The 17,963-nt window shown below is 63.8% G+C and carries 21 protein-coding genes and 1 pseudogene; 11 read left to right on the top strand and 11 right to left on the bottom strand.

Annotation, left to right across the window (positions count from 1 at the left end):
• Positions 1–304 precede the first annotated feature (304 nt).
• Positions 305–1,372 carry a hypothetical protein gene (locus L0C21_RS14500; protein ID WP_259279152.1) on the bottom strand — a complete coding sequence of 356 codons (1,068 nt, stop codon included), beginning with the start codon at positions 1,370–1,372 and terminating at the stop codon, positions 305–307.
• Positions 1,373–1,592: 220 nt separating this feature from the next.
• Here L0C21_RS14500 and L0C21_RS16960 point away from each other — a divergent pair, with 220 nt between their 5' ends.
• Positions 1,593–1,751 (top strand): recombinase family protein, encoded by a 159-nt coding sequence (locus L0C21_RS16960; RefSeq protein ID WP_374940268.1) that lies wholly within the window; start codon positions 1,593–1,595, stop codon positions 1,749–1,751.
• A gap of 207 nt (positions 1,752–1,958) precedes the next feature.
• Complete coding sequence (locus tag L0C21_RS14495) at positions 1,959–2,543, top strand: YdeI/OmpD-associated family protein (RefSeq protein WP_259279151.1); 585 nt, start codon at positions 1,959–1,961, stop codon at positions 2,541–2,543.
• Between the two features lie 132 nt (positions 2,544–2,675).
• Here the strand turns inward: L0C21_RS14495 and chrA are convergent, their stop codons facing one another.
• The 3 genes and pseudogenes from chrA to L0C21_RS16955 form a co-directional block, all read right to left on the bottom strand.
• Entirely contained in the window at positions 2,676–4,064 is a 1,389-nt protein-coding gene (chrA, locus tag L0C21_RS14490; RefSeq protein ID WP_259279150.1) for a chromate efflux transporter, read from the bottom strand.
• 2 nt (positions 4,065–4,066) lie between these two features.
• Positions 4,067–4,465 carry a chromate resistance protein ChrB domain-containing protein gene (locus L0C21_RS14485; protein ID WP_259279149.1) on the bottom strand — a complete coding sequence of 133 codons (399 nt, stop codon included), beginning with the start codon at positions 4,463–4,465 and terminating at the stop codon, positions 4,067–4,069.
• A 152-nt stretch (positions 4,466–4,617) separates the two neighbouring features.
• Positions 4,618–4,914: pseudogene (locus L0C21_RS16955) on the bottom strand (Chromate resistance protein ChrB); the annotation flags it as partial.
• 280 nt (positions 4,915–5,194) lie between these two features.
• Between L0C21_RS16955 and L0C21_RS14475 the strand changes: the two are divergent.
• Positions 5,195–6,067, top strand: a complete 873-nt coding sequence (locus tag L0C21_RS14475) for a DUF1259 domain-containing protein (protein ID WP_259279147.1) — start codon at positions 5,195–5,197, stop codon at positions 6,065–6,067.
• 174 nt (positions 6,068–6,241) lie between these two features.
• Here the strand turns inward: L0C21_RS14475 and L0C21_RS14470 are convergent, their stop codons facing one another.
• Positions 6,242–6,658, bottom strand: coding sequence for a MarR family winged helix-turn-helix transcriptional regulator (locus tag L0C21_RS14470; RefSeq protein WP_259279146.1), 417 nt, complete (start codon positions 6,656–6,658; stop codon positions 6,242–6,244).
• A 104-nt stretch (positions 6,659–6,762) separates the two neighbouring features.
• On the opposite strand from L0C21_RS14470, the gene L0C21_RS14465 reads away from it, so the two are divergent.
• Entirely contained in the window at positions 6,763–7,173 is a 411-nt protein-coding gene (locus L0C21_RS14465; protein WP_259279145.1) for an FAD-dependent monooxygenase, read from the top strand.
• Entirely contained in the window at positions 7,136–8,260 is a 1,125-nt protein-coding gene (locus L0C21_RS14460) for an FAD-dependent monooxygenase (RefSeq protein WP_310593412.1), read from the top strand. The genes L0C21_RS14465 and L0C21_RS14460 overlap by 38 nt, the downstream gene beginning before the upstream one ends.
• 150 nt (positions 8,261–8,410) lie before the next feature.
• On the opposite strand, the gene L0C21_RS14455 is transcribed toward L0C21_RS14460, so the two are convergent.
• Positions 8,411–9,097 (bottom strand): hypothetical protein, encoded by a 687-nt coding sequence (locus tag L0C21_RS14455; protein WP_259279144.1) that lies wholly within the window; start codon positions 9,095–9,097, stop codon positions 8,411–8,413.
• 222 nt (positions 9,098–9,319) lie between these two features.
• Between L0C21_RS14455 and L0C21_RS14450 the strand changes: the two genes are divergently transcribed.
• Both L0C21_RS14450 and L0C21_RS14445 read left to right on the top strand, forming a co-directional pair.
• The gene (locus tag L0C21_RS14450; RefSeq protein WP_259279143.1) at positions 9,320–9,784 is read left to right on the top strand and encodes a site-specific integrase; all 465 of its coding nucleotides are present in this window, start codon (positions 9,320–9,322) and stop codon (positions 9,782–9,784) included.
• Positions 9,750–10,007, top strand: a complete 258-nt coding sequence (locus L0C21_RS14445) for a site-specific integrase (RefSeq protein WP_259279142.1) — start codon at positions 9,750–9,752, stop codon at positions 10,005–10,007. The genes L0C21_RS14450 and L0C21_RS14445 overlap by 35 nt, the downstream gene beginning before the upstream one ends.
• Positions 10,008–10,342: 335 nt before the next feature.
• Here the strand turns inward: L0C21_RS14445 and L0C21_RS14440 are convergent, their stop codons facing one another.
• The 4 genes from L0C21_RS14440 to L0C21_RS14425 are packed head-to-tail and all read right to left on the bottom strand — an operon-like array spanning position 10,343 to position 12,853.
• Entirely contained in the window at positions 10,343–11,473 is a 1,131-nt protein-coding gene (locus L0C21_RS14440; RefSeq protein WP_259279141.1) for a flavin monoamine oxidase family protein, read from the bottom strand.
• Positions 11,470–11,985, bottom strand: a complete 516-nt coding sequence (locus tag L0C21_RS17050) for a DUF2938 family protein (protein ID WP_259279140.1) — start codon at positions 11,983–11,985, stop codon at positions 11,470–11,472. Before L0C21_RS17050 ends, L0C21_RS14440 begins: the two co-directional genes overlap by 4 nt.
• Before the next feature lie 4 nt (positions 11,986–11,989).
• Positions 11,990–12,688 carry a cupin domain-containing protein gene (locus tag L0C21_RS14430; protein WP_259279139.1) on the bottom strand — a complete coding sequence of 233 codons (699 nt, stop codon included), beginning with the start codon at positions 12,686–12,688 and terminating at the stop codon, positions 11,990–11,992.
• A 3-nt stretch (positions 12,689–12,691) separates the two neighbouring features.
• On the bottom strand, positions 12,692–12,853 hold the full coding sequence (locus L0C21_RS14425) for a hypothetical protein (RefSeq protein WP_259279138.1): 162 nt from the start codon (positions 12,851–12,853) through the stop codon (positions 12,692–12,694).
• A gap of 125 nt (positions 12,854–12,978) precedes the next feature.
• On the opposite strand from L0C21_RS14425, the gene L0C21_RS14420 reads away from it, so the two are divergent.
• The gene (locus tag L0C21_RS14420; RefSeq protein WP_259279137.1) at positions 12,979–13,902 is read left to right on the top strand and encodes a LysR substrate-binding domain-containing protein; all 924 of its coding nucleotides are present in this window, start codon (positions 12,979–12,981) and stop codon (positions 13,900–13,902) included.
• A gap of 275 nt (positions 13,903–14,177) precedes the next feature.
• Entirely contained in the window at positions 14,178–15,059 is an 882-nt protein-coding gene (locus tag L0C21_RS14415) for an AraC family transcriptional regulator (protein ID WP_259279136.1), read from the top strand.
• A gap of 263 nt (positions 15,060–15,322) precedes the next feature.
• Here L0C21_RS14415 and L0C21_RS14410 read toward each other — a convergent pair whose 3' ends face one another.
• Positions 15,323–16,222 (bottom strand): AraC family transcriptional regulator, encoded by a 900-nt coding sequence (locus L0C21_RS14410; RefSeq protein ID WP_259279135.1) that lies wholly within the window; start codon positions 16,220–16,222, stop codon positions 15,323–15,325.
• A 164-nt stretch (positions 16,223–16,386) separates the two neighbouring features.
• Between L0C21_RS14410 and L0C21_RS14405 the strand changes: the two genes are divergently transcribed.
• Both L0C21_RS14405 and L0C21_RS14400 read left to right on the top strand, forming a co-directional pair.
• Positions 16,387–17,121 carry an SDR family oxidoreductase gene (locus L0C21_RS14405; RefSeq protein ID WP_259279134.1) on the top strand — a complete coding sequence of 245 codons (735 nt, stop codon included), beginning with the start codon at positions 16,387–16,389 and terminating at the stop codon, positions 17,119–17,121.
• 18 nt (positions 17,122–17,139) lie between these two features.
• Positions 17,140–17,883, top strand: a complete 744-nt coding sequence (locus L0C21_RS14400) for an SDR family oxidoreductase (RefSeq protein ID WP_259279133.1) — start codon at positions 17,140–17,142, stop codon at positions 17,881–17,883.
• The last annotated feature ends 80 nt before the right edge of the window (positions 17,884–17,963 follow it).

The raw sequence follows: 17,963 nt of genomic DNA, 5'->3' as shown, positions 1-17,963 counted from the left end.
TCACACCACAGCCTAAGGACTGCCCTGCATCCTTATCGGGACGCGCCTGGGGAAATCGCATGGCGGTCTGCACGTGCAGCTCACGCGCCGATCCGACCGGGTGCATCCCGGTAAGCAAAAAGGGAGGGTGCCAAGAGGGTCTTGGCCCTCCTGCAAAACAATCCTCCCCGCAGCACAATCCTTGTTATGCCCCCGTCTCCTACATGCAGCGCCTTTCGCACAGCAGCCGGCCAGGCCGGTGCTTTTGCCTGCAAGGCTTTGAATCGTTTCCGCTGACTTTTCGCGCGCTGAGGGGGAAGGGCGATTATTCCTCCGCCAGCTCCGCGAGCGACGCCGGTTCGCCCAATCGCTCCAGCATCCGGTCGACCGCTGCCAGGGCATCGTTGAAGGCGGCTTCATCGAAGCCGGCGTCAAGCGTGGCAGGGTGCGGGGCAAGGGCCGGACGGCCCCGGCTGGGCGGCTCGAGCCCGGCCATCTGGAAGAGAAGTGTGCCCGCGTAGCGCTGATACAGGGGGCGTTTCATGGCAGAGCGGTCAACAGCAGGCTGAACCAGGCCGATCTCCTCGCTGGCTTTCAGCAGCCGGGATGTGGTGGAGACCTGCTGGCCCCAGCGCCGGGCAAGGCCGGCTGGGGAGAGGGGACGCGGCCACAGGGCCTCCCACGCCAGGCGGCGCAGGGCCTCCTTCCGCTGAGTTTTCGCGCCCTCCACTTTCCGCTGACTTTCCGCCACAGCGCGGCCGATCTCTTCGAGCAGGCGCAGGCCCTGCTCGGCCTGAGTGGCGAGGCGCTGGCAGAAGCGTTCGATCATGGCGGTGGTGGAGAACTCTTTTGAGGCCAGCACCCGGATGGACCCGAACAGGCCGGGCAGGTGAGCGTGGGTCAGCTTCAGCCGCCACAGCGCGTAGGGCACGGCGAGCGTGAGGTCACAGCGGTCGAGCCGCTGGCGCTCCAGCGTGTGGAGCCGGGCGATAAGGAGAACGAGGGTTGGGCCGTCGGCCGGGCCGAAGTCGCACAGGGCTTCGACCGTGGCTTTCAGCGCTTCATGCCCCTTGCGCTGCTCCATGGCCCGCCAGCGGGTGCGGGCGGCTGCCGTCTGGCGGCCAAGGGCTGGCTCCAGTACGTGGTTTCCGCTGCCTGCCAGCGCAGAAAAAATACGTCTGGCGTCGTCCGGCTCGTTGATCTGACGGCCCAGCTCGGCCAGCGCCTGAATTTCGGCATAGGCCCGCCACAGCGGCGCATAAGGATGGCCGAAAACCGCCTGATCGAGCCGGGCCATGGCGGTTGTGGCCTGTTCGAGCGCCCGGAGCGCGCCAAGGCGCGACTGGGCGGTTTCGACTTCGTAGCCGGTCAAGGCAGTGAGGAAAGTTTGCACGAGTTTCCCTTTCGCGCAAACTTAACCATAGGCGCGGGGAAGGCGCAATGCCGGGGATGTTTTGGAGGGGGAAGGGGATGTGGGTTCTTGTACGCGATCACATAGAGCTTCAGTAAGCATTGAAGCTAGACAGCATGCTACCACGATCGCGTTGCGTAGGCCAGCCTGCAGCTACTTGGATTACTTAGGCTTTGCAGCAGGCTCCATGACAGGCTGATACATGCGGCGCGGCACTTTGCGGGCGCAGCCGAAGATTTCGCTCCGCGCCCTTGCAGCCGAGCTTGACCGCAGAGGCTTTCACCCTCCCAGAGGCCACCGTTGGTCGCCCGAGACCGTGAGACGGCTATTAGAGGTGTCGCCTGACCTTAGAGCCGATTAGTATCTATGATTACCGGTATCCAGCTTTGGCCGATAGCGGCTAGCCTGCTTCCAGCATGGAACTTGGGAAAACCGCCGTTCCCCTTTTGCGCCTACATGGACCGTTTCTGACGCGCTGCAACAAGCCACGACAACGTCGCTTAAGGCGGGCTATAGTATCGGTTGTGCAGATGAACGGATCATATCTCGACCCCTGGGAGATCGACCGATGACCGAAGAGCGCGCAGGCCTGCCGATCGTAGCCTTTGCCGATGCTGCGGCTCTGGAACGGTGGCTCGAACTCCAGCCCGCAAATTCGAAAGGGCTCTGGATCAAGCTGGCGAAGGCAGGCTCGGGTCGTGTTAGCGTGACGAAAGCCGAGGCGATCGATGCAGCGCTCTGCCACGGCTGGATCGATGGCCAGCTCGACAAGTATGACGACGAGCATTGGCTCATTCGCTTCACGCCCCGCAAGGCCCGCAGCAAGTGGTCACAGGTAAACCGCACGCGCGCGACCGCGCTCATCGAGGCTGGCCGGATGCGCCCCGGTGGGCTGGCGCAGGTCGAGGCTGCCAAGGCAGATGGCAGGTGGGACGCAGCCTATGCTCCTGCGAGCACGGCCGAGGTGCCGGCGGACCTCCAGGCAGCGCTTGATCGGAGCCCTGAGGCGGCAGCCTTCTTCGGGACACTGAGCGGCGCCAACCGGTACGCAATCCTCTACCGCATAGGAGCCGTGAAGAAGCCGGAGACCAGGGCGCGTAAGATCGCAGGCTTCATCGCCATGCTCGAGCGGCACGACACGGTGCACGGCTGAGACTGGCCGAGAGCGGACTGGCTGGCTTCAGGTGTACTGAGCCAAAAACCAGATGCCAGATCAGTCGGCGGCTGACCGAGGCCCGCTCTTCATTGCCGCCAACTCCTGCCTAAAGGTTTGGTGAAGTCCTCTTCAGCCGATCGTCAGCTGATAAACAATCCCCACCGTGGCACAGGCCGCCAGCACCGGCAGAACGCCCACTTTGAAGCGGAAGACGGCGACCACAGCTGCGGCTGTCAGGATGAGGGCCGGCAGGTTGACCGTGGACAGAACCGGCACGTCAAGGGTGCCGCCGAACAGGCGGTGCCCCCGCACCTCGGCGAACAGTGCGTGCAGGGCGAACCAGACGGCAAGATTAAGGATAACGCCAACAACCGCTGCGGTGATGGCAGTGAGCGCCGCCGAAAGCGCCTTGTTGCCGCGCAACCGCTCGATGAACGGCGCGCCCAGGAAGATCCAGAGGAAGCAGGGCACGAAGGTTACCCAGGTGGTGAGCACGGCCGCCAACGTGGCTGCAACCAGCGGGTCCAGGGCGCCTGGGGCGCGGAAGCCGCCCATGAAGCCAACGAACTGGACCACCATGATGAGAGGGCCCGGCGTTGTCTCGGCCATGCCAAGCCCATCCAGCATCTCGCCGGGCTGCAACCAGCCATAGGTTTCGACTGCTGCCTGCGCCACATAGGCGAGGACGGCATAAGCGCCGCCGAAGGTGACGACCGCCATCTGGCTGAAGAAGGTGGCGATACGAGTGAAGGTGTCGTCTGGACCGAGGGTCAGCCACAGCGCCAGAATGGGCCCGAGCCACAGCAGCAGCAACACCGCAGAGATTTTAAGCGACCAGGCGAGGTTCGGCTTGGCATGACCCGGCAACTCTTCGCCAAGTGCGGTTGCACGGTCTGGCACCACCTTGCCCGTCGCGGCGGCATGGCCGCCACCGCTCTGGAAAGAGCGCAGGCCCATCCGCCCGCCGACATACCCGATCAGCGCCGCCGACAGCACAATCAGCGGAAAGGCAATATCGAGGAGGAAGATGCTAATAAATGCCGCTGCAGCAAGGCCGCGCATGACATTGTTCTTCAAGGCCTTTGTTCCGATACGCACGACCGCTTGGAGCACAACCGCGAGCACCGCCGCCTTGAGGCCGAAGAACAGGCCCTGGATCAGCGGCACATTGCCCAGCAGCGCGTAGATGTAGCTGAGTGCCAGGATGGCGAGGAAGCCCGGCAGGACGAACAGCGTGCCGGCAACCAGGCCGCCCTTGGTGCGGTGCAGCAGCCAACCGATATAGACGGCCAGCTGCTGGGCCTCGGGCCCAGGCAGCAGCATGCAGTAATTGAGCGCGTGCAGGAAACGCTCCTCGCCGATCCAGCGCTTCTCCTCGACAAGGATGCGATGCATGACCGCAATCTGCCCCGCCGGCCCACCGAAGCTGAGCGCGGCGATGCGTGCCCACACGCGCACCGCCTCGCCGAAGGAAATACCGTGATTGTATGACGGTCGCGCCGGGCTAGGGGCGTCCATGGTCACACTCCGCATTTGGAAAAATAGCCGTAAAACTGATCGAGAGCGTCGCTGCCTCGGGCAATCCGAGCCTCGTCGTCACTTGTAGTCGCGCAGATGCCGGACATGAGCGCGCTGAAGCCCATGATTTCAGGGCGCTGGAACTTGCCGTCGGCAATGTCGAGCTCATGCACCATTGCCGCGATGGCTGTCAGCGCTGGATCCGATGTCAGCCCGGCACGGAGCAGGAGCGTCTCGAAGGTGCAGCGGTCGTCCTCATGGGTGAACTCTGCCTCGGCCATGTCGAACCGCAGCTCGCCGGGCTGGGGTTCGTAGCCCTTGCTGTCGACGAACTTGAAGCTGGCCTGCTTGTCGATGAAGCGGCGAATAAGCCAGGCCGAAGCGATGCGATCCGCGTGCACGCCCCGTCGGGTAACCCAGACGCATCGCCGAAGGTCCGCGAGCGTAAACGACTGGGGCTCCCCGAGCGGCTGACGTCCGGATGCGCTCGCGCCTGGCGTTCTAGCTCTGCGATCGCCGCCTCGGCGGTCTGGCGCCCATGGGCATCGAAGAAGTCGATGGCCGCGATTTCGCTCAGCCGCTTGTGCAGCCGCTTCAGATCGGCCTCGCTGATCTCTTCGCCCAGAGAAGCGCGAGCCTCGCGGGTCAGCTCATCATAATCGGCGTCGCGGGCTGCATCGAACAATCCGCGCACATCGGCATCGGTCATGCCCCCGAGCAACTGCGCCTTGAGAATCAGCGCCTCGCCGCCGCTGTTGGTGATTTCTCTCTGCAGCGCATCAAACCGCGCGACGGCATCGTCACGGAACGGCAGTGCATGGACGGTGTTCTTGAGGGGCGTGGCGCCCATACCCTGTAGCTGCCGCCAGATCTTGACCCGGACATAGGCCGGCTTGGCCGGCAGTTGATAAATCAAGAGCAGCCACGGCCGCCCGTCGGGTGTGCTCGATCTCATATAATTAGTATATCATTTTGTATCATTTGATGAAACACCTGAATCAAACTTCTGCGCGGCATAGTGTTTACCCTGCTGCATAAAAAAAGCGCGAAAGCGGACCTCTGATACCGGGGCTGCCCTGCGCTGGGACAGGATCGGGACACGACCGTTCAACAGGCCGGAGAAAAGACGTATGAAGATGTTCTGTCTAGCAGGTGCGATTGCCCTGACCCTGGCAGTTCCCGCCGTAGCCGCGCCGGACTGGGGCCCGGTCGATGCGGCGCTCGGGCGCGCGGGCACGACCCAAGCCGACGGCGTCCGGCGCTACGCCTTTCCCCGATCGGATCTCAACGTTCAGCTTGACGGGGTGCGAATTAAACCGGCGCTTGCCCTCGGCTCCTGGCTTGCCTTTCAGCCGATGGGCGATCAGGCCATGGTCATGGGCGACCTGGTGCTCACGCATGACGAGGTGAACGGGGTGCTGAGCCGCCTGCTTGCAGGCGGTCTGACCATAACCGCGCTGCATAATCATCTTCTGCGCTCCGCGCCCGCCACCATGTACATGCATGTCGGCGGCCATGGCGATCCGGCAAAGCTGGCAGCGACGCTGCGGTCCGCGCTTGAAGCCAGCCGTACGCCCTTGTCACCGCCGGCAAAGCCCGCGAATGAGCGGCTTGATCTCGACACGGCCGCCCTTGATCTGATTATGGGCGGCAAGGGCAAGGCGAACGGCGGTGTCTATCAGTTCAGCTTTGCGCGCGCTGAGAAGTTGACGGATAGCGACATGCCTGCGCCCGCGGCCATGGGCACGGCAACCGCAATCAACTTCCAGCCGACCGGCGGCGGCAAGGCCGCTGTCACGGGGGACTTCGTTCTCACCGCCAATGAGGTTGATCCCGTGTTGCGGGCCCTTCGGGGCCACGGCATCGAGGTGACTGCGCTCCACAACCATATGCTCAGCGATCAGCCGCGGCTGTTCTTCATGCACTTCTGGGCTAATGACGACGCTGCGAGGTTGGCGCGGGGGCTGAAGGCCGCACTCGACCAGACGAACATCCGCCACTGATTGCTGTGCCGGCTAATGTGGGAGATGGCATGAACACTGGCTCCCCTGCGACCGCTGCGGTGGCGGCAATTCATCCAACCCAGCCAATGAGCGAACTCATGCGGATGTCCACTTCGTAGAAAGCTACCGGACCCGCCAAACGGTAGAGGCGGGCGCGAAGTCGCCGAACACTTTTCAGCGCATAAGGTCGTCGGCGAAGCGGCGGAGCAGCTTGCGTAGTTCATCGAGTTCGGCATCGGTCCAGGACGCCAGAATGCGATTGGCAAGCCTTTCGCGTGCAGCGTTCAGCGCGTCGACCATGGCGCGGCCTTTGTCGGTGATCATGGCTTCGCGAACGCGCTTGTCCTTCGCCGAAGCCTGACGCTCGATGAGGCCCAACTCCTCAAGCTTGGTCATCTGGCGACTGATGGTGGTGTGATCGCGCCCCGTACGCTCAGCGAGGTCGACGACCCCGATAGGCCCGTGTCTTGCGACCCGCACGAGGAGCGGAAACAGCGCGCGGTCGAGCGGAATGCCCGCCTCCTCGATCAGCCGATCATCACGCCGAGGGCGGTTTATCTCGTCGACCAGATCGATGATCGCCGCATGCAATCCCTGCAGAATCTCACTATTATGTGTATTATGCACGTTTTTCGTTGCTTCGTTGGTCCGAGAGGAGATATGTGCATATTACACATTGATTCTCGGAGGTGACAATGTCCTTCGACATGGAAGTCCTGATCAGCGGCGCAGGCGCGGCGGGCCTCACACTTGCGATTGATCTTGCGAGGCGGGGCGTCTCTTTCATTCTCATAGAGCAGAATAATGAACCGTTCGGCGGATCGCGCGGCAAGGGTCTTCAGCCTCGGTCGCTGGAGGTCTTCGAGGATCTCGGCTTCCTTGATCGACTGGCGGCGGTCGGCGCTCCCTATCCGCCTCTGCGGCAGTATCGCGCCGATGGGACCACCGAGGAAACTCTCCTGACCGAGCAGGCTGTGCCAAATCCGGCCGAACCCTACGCCACGCCGCTGATGATTCCGCAGTTCAAGACCGAAGGTGTGATGCGCGAGCGGCTCGCCGAGTTGGGGCATCGCCCCCCAATTCGGCAGGCGGCTGACCGGGTTTGAGCAGGATGCAGACGGAGTTGCCGCCCGGATCGCAGACGCCGCCGGAGAGCACCTTATCCGTGCGCGTTTCCTGGTCGGGACGGACGGCGGTCGCAGTTTCGTGCGGCAAAGCCTTAGCGTCGCCTTCCAGGGTGAGACACTGGGCGTTCGGGCTCTTGTCGCCGATGTTCGACTGAAAGGTCTGGACCGGCTCGCATGGCACCGCTTTCAGCGCGGCGCCAGCGCAACGCAAATCATGATTTGCCCGCTTGCCGGCACAGACCTCTTCCAGGTCCAGGCGCCGGTGCCCCTTGACGGCGAGGTGGACCTGACCCCCGCCGGTTTGACCGAATTGGTCAAGGATCGGACCGGTCGGTCCGATATCGTCGTGGACTCGGTCTCCTGGTCTTCCGTCTATTCAATGAATGCGCGATTGGCCGACCGGTATCGCGTCGGGCGCGTCTTCCTGGTGGGAGATGCCGCGCATATCCACCCGCCGACCGGCGGGCAGGGGCTGAACACCAGCGTTCAGGACGCCTACAATCTCGGCTGGAAGCTGGCTGCCGTCCTTGCCGGAGCGCCGGATGCTCTGCTCGATACCTACGAGGAAGAGCGAAGGCCCATTGCCGCGGACATGCTCGGCCTGACGACACGATTGCTAGACGAAGCCAAGGCTGGGCTGATGCGCCGAAACCGCGAGGTTCGGCAACTCGATCTCGGCTATCGCACGTCGTCGCTCTCGCTGCGGGGCTCGATCAGCGAAGCGCGGGTTCAGGGCGGCGACCGGGCCCCGGATGCCCCCTGCCGGGGGCGGGCCGGCCAGCCGACGCGGTTGTTCGCGCTGTTCCAGGGACCGCAATGGACCCTGCTCGGCTATGATGCGGTTGACCGGCCGCCGCCCCGTGAGGGCCTTCGCATCGTCATGGTGGGCAATCAGGGCGACATCATTGATGATAAGGGACACATCGCTGACGCTTATGGCCTGCGGTCTGACCACTGGGTGCTTGTCCGGCCTGACGGCTATGTGGCTGCGATCCTTGCAACGAGCGAGCTGGACAAAGCGCTGAGGGTTTATCTTGACCGGGTGCTCCCTGCCAGCGCGTGCTAACGGACGTGCCAAGGTAAAGCTGACCGGCAGCTAACTGGAAACGCACCCTGGCTCAACAGGGGCAAGTAGGGCGCAGAGAAGACTGCAGGAGCGCACCCAGTTTCGCAGTCTACTCCCGAGTGACGAGAGAATCTCAGCGTCTTGGTGGGACTAACGTGGTTTTAAGCCAACCGCCAGTTCCGCCAGGCCGCGGCCCCGGCTAAAAACTTTGAGTTTTTTCGGATGTTTGATCCGCCGTTTTTTCTTGGCGCCCTCCGGTTTGGAGTAAGGAGGAGTGTGGCTCTTTGCTGGTTTGGCCCGCCGCTTTGTCTTGAGATTGTCTGTGTTGCCCAGCCCCCTTGCGTGCTTGGGTATGGCAAGAATTGGGGTTCTTTGCGTGACCAACAGTGGCGTCTGGATATAAGCAGTGCTGGCCACCCATTGACGCTCGAAGTGGTAACAGGTGTAGCTGGCCATGGAGGCTGCACGGGCGGCGTAGATTTGATAACGCTGTGGCGGCGTCATCACGTTCAAGGGAACGCCCGTCAAGGGATGCGACCTCCGGCTTTCCGTAACTCGATCCACCAGTACCTGGGCGTACTCCGGCGCCCATTCTGCCAGTCCATACGCGTTGACGCGGTCAATCGCGACCTTGAACCAGGTCAGCCAGATCCGCTGCTCAAGCTGCTGCACCACCTCACTGGCCCGTTCAACCTGCGTGGCGCGCAGATCCGCACCAATCTGCGCTTTTGGCAGAGCTGGTGCGAGCGAATAAAGTTTGACCCCGCTGCCGCTACCGCCGAGACCATCGTGGCATTCATCCGATATTGCTGCCAGTCCTACTTGCAGGATGCCCAAGGTTGCATTCGGCTCCACCGCGACGACAGCCTGAGGAAGAACCCGGATTTTCGCAAGGTCGCCACGCTTGAGCGCTACTTGAGTAGCCTCCGCACGGCCTATCGTTTGACAGGGCTATCCGATCCTACCAGGGCCGAGCAGGTTGCCCTGGAGATGCAAATCCAACGGTAGACGCGCGGCTTCACCCAGGAGCAGGCGCACCCGCTGCGCTTCAAGGGGGATATGACAGATCCCCAGCTCAAACGGCCCAAGGGAATCTGTATCGCCCGCCTGCTGTACGGGCTGCACCGCGACTGGACCGGCCGCACCGATCTGATCGGCCTGCGTGATCGGGCCATGCTGCTGGTCGCCTACGATACCGCGTTCCGCCCTTCTGAGCTGGTGGCGGTTTGCATTGAAGACATCGATGGGCCGTTCGAGGATGGCTCCGGCCTTGTGCCAGTTCCCCGGTCAAGCCCAGACCAGCAAGGCGAGGGGCGGCAGGCCTATCTGGCGCCGCAGACTATGGATGCCATCGGTGCGTTCTGTGCGGTCGCCAGGCTGAACAGTGGTCCGCTACTCCGCTACATCCCGGTTCATACCGACGGCAGCCCGCGCGAGATCAGGCCCAATACCGTGCGGGCAGACAGCTCCATCGATCTACCGGCGTATCGTGCGTCAAGCCTGGGAGCAGGGCGCCTTCCCTGATGTCAGCGAGGCAGAGCTGAATGAGATACTGCCCAGGATTAATGGCCAGTCCACCCGGGCAGGTATTGCTCGGGACAGCCTGGCTGTTGGCGAGGATCTGCAGGCGATCATGCAAGCCTACGGCTGGCGCGACCCTGGTACTGTGCTGCGCCACGGCAAGCAGCTCGCCTTCCGCAGCGGCGCCGCCCAGCGTTTGACCAGGAAGATGTGGGGCGAAGAGTAGGTTGCCTAGCGGAGCCGCGCATGGCCTAACCGCGCTTCCGTTCCAGAAGCATGGGGTGCCGAGGTCGGCTCTGCATTGTTTTAGCTGGATAAGTCCTCACGAACGGCAAAAATTATGCACTGAAGCTCTATGTGATCAAGTTGGCGGATTTGCTGGGAATGTTACTGAAGCTCTATGTGCTCGCGTACAGGGTTCCCGTACGTAGGCCGACAGAACTTCCATTGCTCACATAGCGCTTCAGTAAGCACCGAAGCTGGGCGGCATGCTACCACGATGACGTTATGCAGACCAACTCATAGCTGACTGGAATTCTTGGGCTTCGCGGCCGGACTGTTCTATCCGTGCTTTCCTTCGAAGCGAAAGCCGACCGTTTCGAGCTTGCCGAGCGTTTCTGCGGCGGCCCGCTTGGCCGCGATCAGCGCTCCGGCGAGATAGCCGGGTTCGGACGGGCTGGTCTCGCTTCCGGCCAATGCGAGGCGCTGCTGCCACGGCCCCGTAACCCAGGGCGCGTCGCTCGGGAGGATATACCCGGCGGCCGCCCGGTCGGCCGGGGTCGCGGTTAGCGGGTCGGCGGCCCAGTCCTTGATAAGGGTGGCTAGGGGCGCGCGCGCCTCGTCGCCGAAGATGCGGGCGAACTGGTCAAGGCAGGTGCGGGCCAGCTTTTCCTCGCCAAGCGCGGCGCGCTGTTCTGCTGCAACGCCGATAAACCCGAACAATGCGGCACGGCCCGAAGCGGTGGTCGCATCGTGCATCTCAAGCATCGGTCCCACCATGCTTTGCGCCGTGCCGGACAGGCCCGCTTCGCGCCAAAAGGGGCGATCATAAAGCGCAAAGAACTTGGCGTGCGGTGCCATCCACGTCGGCGTGCCGCGCCAGCGCTCCGCCGTGGCCGCGTCCTGCTCGGGCGTGAACGCCACGGTGGCCTCAAGTAGCCGGGGCGGCAATGCGGCGATCACACGGTTGACCGCGAGCGTCTCCGGCGTTTCATCGGCTCGCGCAATCGTGAGTTCGACGCCGTCCCCCGTCAGCGCCATCGCCGTCACACGCGTGCCGAGAAGAACCTTGCTGCGCGGCAGGTCGTGCGCGAGCGCGCGCACCAGCGCGGCCGTGCCGCCTTCGAGGCGCATCGACTGCTGCCCCTGTGCAAGGCCACGCAGGCGGTGGCGTCCCTCGCGTGACATGCGCTCGAAGATCACGTCGCCCTCACTGTTCTGAGCGAAGGCGGGAAGGCCAAGCTCTGCAACCAGCGCGCCGATGGCGGGCTGCACCCGAGGCCAATACCAGGAGGGGCCGAGATCGAAGCCGTCCTCGGATGGCTGGCCAGACTCATCCGCCGACAAGATCCGGCCGCCAAGGCGATCACGCGCCTCGATCAGCATGAAATCGACGCCCGCCGCCCGCAGCAGACGGGCCGCGTAAAGACCGGCCAGACCAGCGCCAACGATCGCGACTTTGGTATCAATCATCTTACAAACCTCAAGACGGCCACGCCGCCGCCAGCGCGAGAGCGGTTGCATACATGCCAAGCCCGAAGATCGAGTGGCCTACCACACTCTTCAGGCGGGTCACAGCAGGCCTCGGCGTTTTCGCGCCGGCAATGCCCGCTCCCATGCCGGGCATCATGATGAAATAGGGTGCAACAAGGAGCGCCCAGGAGAGGATTATCGGCGGCAAGACCGTCGGGTGCGCGATCCAGTTCTGCCCCCCAGAAGGCGAGCAGGAGCAAACCGTAGCCGATGCCGATGACGTAGTGGGCGCTCCACCCGATCACGGCTTCGCCGGTGACCGGCCGGGCCTTCGCCATGCTTTCGTGAACGAACTGGCCGCGCGGCATGTTGCCGATCCAGCGCCCGACCATCGGCCAGTTGGTTGCAGGCATCTTGAGAACGCGCGCCATGAGGAGCGCCCACAGGTCAAGAACGACGGTGCCGCCGATGCCGATCAACGCGGCTTTGATGATATCTTCCATACCGATCATCACTTCATCCCTGGGTGTGGGAGTCGTTCTCAAAGGCGCAGACGTCCGCATGGAGCAGCGGTGCGGCCTTGAACCAGACGCGCGTGCCTTCAGGGCCAACCCGGGCGTGCAGCGGCGCGCCGGCGGGCAGGCGCAGCCAGCTCCAGCGCGCCAGCGTCTCGGCGCCATCCCTGAAGCCGCCTTCAAGGACCAGCAGCTCCAGTCCCTTCGCATTGGCTAGCGCGACCTCGGCACCGGGGTGCCAGTCTTCAAGCATCACCTGCTCGCCCGCGCCCTCGAACAGCAGCGTGGACGAAGCGGCACCGGGCCGCAGAGGCACAGCCTTGCCCTCGCCGGGCAGGCGGACGATGCGCTCGCGATCGCCCGCCCGGAACTGCCACAGCTTGACGAAGATGGTGCATCCAGCCTCGCTGCCGGGGGCGTGCCCTGTGCCCGGCGGGTTGCGGACATAGGTGCCGAGCGGAAAGTCTCCGGTTTCATCCTGAAACGTGCCCTCGAGGACGAGAAACTCTTCCCCGCCGGGGTGATCGTGACGCGCGAAGCGGCTGCCGGGCGCGTAGCGGACGATCGAGGTGGCGCGCGCCTTCTCCGCGCCGATGCGGAAGAGCATCCGGCGCTCGACGCCCTTGGCGGGGCTGGGCACCCACGCCAGCTCGCTGGCGTGGACGAGGGCGCGGGCCGAAAAATCGTCGTTCAGCAGCATGGCTCACAGCTCCGCCCGGCCGCCATCCACCACGATCTCGGCCCCCAGCATATCGCTCGAGGCATCGCCGGCAAGAAACAGCACGTCTGCGCCGGGCCCAACCTGGGCGCGACCGGGCCTGCTCCCGGAGCTGCCCGTGACCAGCGCCGTTTTTCCGTGAAGCATGGTCTGGGTCCTCTCTCTTTCCTCCCCTCATGGACCGGCGAGATCGGGTTCGCGAGGCAAACGGGCCGCTTCGCAAAGAAAGAAAAACTTTCTTGGTGGTCACGTAGCGCATAAGGATCACGGCCATGAGATTCCTGACCCGCCTGAAATCCTTGCAAGCGCTGGAGGCGTCGGCCCGGCACGGCAGCTTTGTCGGCGCGGCAAGCGAGTTGGACGTAACGCCTGCCGCCGTCGGCCAGCTCGTGCGCTCGCTGGAGGACTGGGTCGGCTACCCGCTGTTCCGGCGGAGCCGCTCCGGCAGTGAGCGCCTGACGCCGGTCGATGAGGCGCAGGAGGCGCTTCAGGATATCGCGCAGGGCCTCGACCTGCTTGAGTCCGGACTGAAGAAGTTGCGGGGACGCACAGCGCGCTCGGTCGTCGTGGTGACGGCCTCCCAGGCTTTTGTTGCCAACTGGCTGTTGTCCCGGCTTGAGGACTTCGCCGCAGCCTATCCCACCATCGATGTGCGGCTCGATGTTTCGGATCGCCTTATCGATCTGGCGCAAGGGGAGGCCGACATCGGCATTCGTTGCGGCATGGGGTCATGGAAAGGCGTGAAGGCCACCTGGCTCATGGACGAGGAGATTATCGCCGTTTGCCATAACCGGCTGTTGCCGGATGACGGCCAGGTGACGGCGGGCTGGATCGCGGAGCAAACTCTGATCCATGACGGCACCCCACATCCGGGCGGGGATTTTCCCACATGGTCCGAATGGCTCGCGCGCTCCGGCGTGAACCATGCGCCCACTGATCGGGGGCTCAAGATCAACTCCACGGCTGCCGTCATTCAGGCCGCGGTTGCCGCACGCGGCGTCGCGCTGGTACGCAAGGCGCTCGTTGTGCAGGAGATCGAGAGCGGACGGCTCGTTCACCTGCTGCCCGACCGGCGCTGGCCAGTAAAATGGGCCTATTATGTGGTCGCCTCGCCCAAGGCGCTGCGGCGTTATGAAGTGAGTGCCTTCCATGACTGGCTCACGCAGAAGGCACTCCCCAAAGCGGAGCAAGCCTGACCTTCAGCCGGCTGCCAGCCAGGCTGACCATTACCCGGTAACAACGCGACATCATCGATGCGACCTTCGGGTGCGGTTGCCGCCCCCTTGCAGTCGTGCAGTCGACGCGTCCGCATTCTGGAAGCAGCCATTCCACCAACCTTGGCGTCTCTGTCCTCGCGCTGGCAGAGCGAAATTCTGAAATGGTTTGGCGATCGAGAAACCAAACAGCAAGATCGGTCGAGCGGACGATTGCTTCACGCGGCACCTTGGGACCGCCACAACGGATCAGGACGATGACGACGGCATTCGACCATTACCGTGCCCGGATGCAAAGGGTGCTGGATTATATCGACCGGAATCTGGACCGCGATCTCGACCTGGAGACGGTGAGCAGCGTCGCGGCGTTCTCTAAATTCCATTTCCACCGGCAGTTCAAGGCCATCTTCGGGGTATCCCTGCATCGCTACGTCCAGTTGGCCCGCCTGCGGCGGGCCTCGATACAACTGACTGACGGGCAGGGACAGACCGTCACTGAGATCGCCTTGGACGCCGGCTACGAGGCCCCCGATGCCTTTGCCCGTGCCTTTCGTCAAAGGCTCCGGCAGTCACCGTCCAGCTTCCGGAAATCTCCCGACTGGGAGCCGTGGCTTGAGGCCTTCGGGCCCCTCTACACAGCCAGGAGCAAAATCATGCAGACGACCTTCATCTCCGATCAGGTGACGATCCGCGAGGTGGCCCCGACCCGCGTGGCGATCTTCGAGCACAGGGGCGATCCCGAGGCCATTAACGGCACGATCCAGCGGTTTATCGCTTGGCGCAAGGCCGCCGGGTTGTCACCCCGCACCAACCCGACCTTCACCATATGGTATTCCGAGCGGCGTCCCGCCGATCCTGCCGACTACAGAATGCATCTCTGCGTCGGCGTCGGGGCCGACCAGCCGATCGAGGCGAGGGGCGAGACGATCCAGGAGGGCGAGATCCCCGGCGGACGGTGCGCGGTGCTGCGCGTCACCGGTGATACCCACAACCTTGAGCCCGCCGCCCTCTATCTGTACCGGGAATGGCTGCCTGCCAGCGGCGAAGAGGCGCGGGACTTTCCCATCTACTGCCAGCGCTTCTTTCTGGACGAGCCAGAGCATGGCACAGCAGCGGACCTGTTTTTGCCATTGAAATAGAGAATGTTGGGATTCTCTCAACGTGGATGTCGGGCAAGCCCTGCCCCCCTGGCTTTCCTCGGCGGCCCTGCACAGCACCGCCCTGCTTGAGCCTGCTTTCCAGACGGTTTGCTCTGCAGTACTCCGTAATTCCTGCTGAACGACCGACACGGGCGCTAGCGAGTCGTTGAGAGGAGAATACAAAGCAGGTGGGCTATCGTTCACGGGCAGCGGGCGGCATCTTTGCCGAGACCCAAGCCTGCGCGCTTTACAGCCCCCCGCGCTTAAATGGCTGCGGTCAGGCTTGCCGCACCGCGCAACCGCATCGCGTCCTTGAGGGGCGGAGTGCCGAAGGTGCGGCTATAATCGCGGCTGAACTGGGAGGGGCTTTCATAACCGACCTGGAAGCCCGCATTGGCAGCATCCAGACCCTCCAGAACCATCAGCCGGCGCGCCTGCTGCAGCCTGACCTGCGTGCGGTATTGCAGCGGGCTGAGGCCCGTCACCGCCTTAAAATGGTAGTGGAAGGATGAGACGCTCATTCCCGCGGCGCTGGCCAGGCGTTCCACGCTGAACGGGTTGGCATAGTGGTGCTTAATCCACTCGATCGCCCGGCTGATCTGCCGAAGGCGGTTCTCGCCCACGGCGATGTGACGCATCATCCTGGCCTGCGCGCCGGTGAGAAGCCGGTAAAGGATTTCCCGCTCGGCCAGGGGCGCCAGTACCGGAGCGTCCTGTGGAGTATCGAGCAGCCGCAGGAGCCGGAGCACGACGTCCAGCAGCCCAGGCTCTACCTCGCTCAGCGCCAGGCCCACGCTATCATCGCCCGGCAGGGGCGGGAGCGCGCGCTCCAGCATCAACTCGGACAGGGCATTAAGATCGAGGTCATAGGCCACGCACAGGTAGGGGCGCTCGGGGCTCGCCTCGCTGACCCAGGCAAGCAGCGGCAGGTCGACCGAGACGACCAGGAACTTGGCGGCATCATAGGAGAAGCTGCGATCGCTGAGGCTGGCCTGCTTGGCCCCTTGGGCAACCAGACACAGCGTCGGCGTGTAGACGGTGTGGATCGGCTCCGTGGGTCTGGAGGATCTGATAAGTCGCACGCGGGGCAGGGCAGAGCAGTGCATGCCGTCCGTGCCGGTATGGCGATCGATAATCCCAGCAATCTCTTCGATGGCGCTCATGACCCTTGGATGCCACCGATCGGGTGCGCCCACAAGATGGGAACCGCGCTTCTGGAGGATCAGACAAGACTGGCGGACGATCGTTCTACCGCATGTCGTGCGCGTTGAGCGACAACGCTCCTGCCCCGGCAGTCCTGGGGCGGCCAGACCAGGAGAGGCTCAACATGCCAGAGATCAATCAGAAAGTTGTGCTTGTAACCGGCGCCAGCAGCGGCATCGGAGCCGCAACCGCCCGAGAACTTGCCAAGGCCGGCGCGAAGCTGGTGCTGGGCGCCCGCCGCACGGAGCGGCTGGACGCAATTGCCGGCGAGATCCGCGCCGCTGGCGGGGAGGTGGCGACCCGGGCGCTGGATGTGCGCCATCGCGCGGATGTTGCCGACTTCATCAACTTTGCCATCCAGGAATTCGGCCGGATCGACGTTCTTGTCAACAACGCCGGGGTGATGCCGCTGTCGCCGCTTGCAGCCCTCAAAGTGGACGAGTGGGACCGGATGATCGACGTCAACATTCGCGGCGTACTGCATGGCATTGCCGCAGCGCTGCCTGTGTTCGAAGCGCAGGGAGGCGGGCACTTTATCAACGTTGCCTCGCTGGGGGCGCATTATGTGGTGCCGACAGGCGCGGTTTACTGCGCCACCAAGTTCGCGGTCTGGGCGATCACCGATGGCATCCGGCAGGAGCACAAGACCATCCGCGCGACGATCATCTCGCCAGGCGTGGTCGAGAGCGAGCTGGGGAGCGACATGACGGACCCCCAGGCAATAGCGGCAATGGCGGAGTTCCGCCGCATCGCCATCCAGCCCTCGGCCATTGGGCGGGCGATCCGCTTTGCCATCGAGCAGCCAACGGACGTGGATGTGAGCGAGATCATCGTGCGCCCGACGGCAGGCGATTTCTGAGCGATAAGGAGGAGCATCATGGTTGAGATGAAGAAAACGGCGATCGTTACCGGCGGATCGCGAGGTATCGGGGCCGCCATCGCACTGCGGCTGGCGAGGGACGGATTCAATGTCATCGTCAATTATGCGAGCAATCAAGCGGAGGCGGAGAAGGTCATCGCCGCCATTACCGAACAGGGCGGGACAGCGCGGGCCGTGCGCGCGGACGTTGCCGATCCGCAAGCGGTCGCTCGACTGTTTATCGATACCGAGGCGGCTTTCGGCAGTGTGGATGTGGTGGTGAACAGTGCGGGGATCATGCCCGCGCACCTGCCGCCGCTCGTCGACATGGACGATGTGACGTTCGACCGCCTGATGGCGGTGAATGTCAAGGGCAGCTTCAATGTCATGCGCGAGGCCGCCCGGCGCTTGCGCGACGGCGGGCGGATCATCGGTTTGTCGACGAGCTTGGTCGGCCTCGCGATGCCGGGCTATGCGGCCTATGCCGGCACCAAGGCGGCCGTCGAGACCATGACCAACATCCTCGCCAAGGAGCTGCGTGGGCGGTCCATCACCGTCAATGCCGTCGCGCCGGGCCCGACCGCGACCGACCTGTTCCTTGCGGGCAAGAGCGACGAGCAGGTGGAACGCCTGGCAAAGCTCGCGCCGCTCGAGCGGCTCGGCACGCCGGAGGATATCGCCGCCGTCGTGGCCTTTCTGGCCGGCCCGGATGCCGGCTGGATCAACGGGCAGACCATCCGCGCCAATGGGGGAATTGTTTAGATTTGCGTGCCTTTTCCATCGGTCAGGGTGCCAATCCGCCGCCAAGCGCAGGGTCAGCATAGTATTTACTAGCTTTAAAC

Origin of the sequence: Pedomonas mirosovicensis (assembly GCF_022569295.1) — a bacterium.
GTDB lineage: Bacteria > Pseudomonadota > Alphaproteobacteria > Sphingomonadales > Sphingomonadaceae > Pedomonas > Pedomonas mirosovicensis.
The sequence above is the reverse complement of the archived record's forward strand: the minus strand, read 5'-3'. Positions and strand labels throughout refer to the sequence as shown.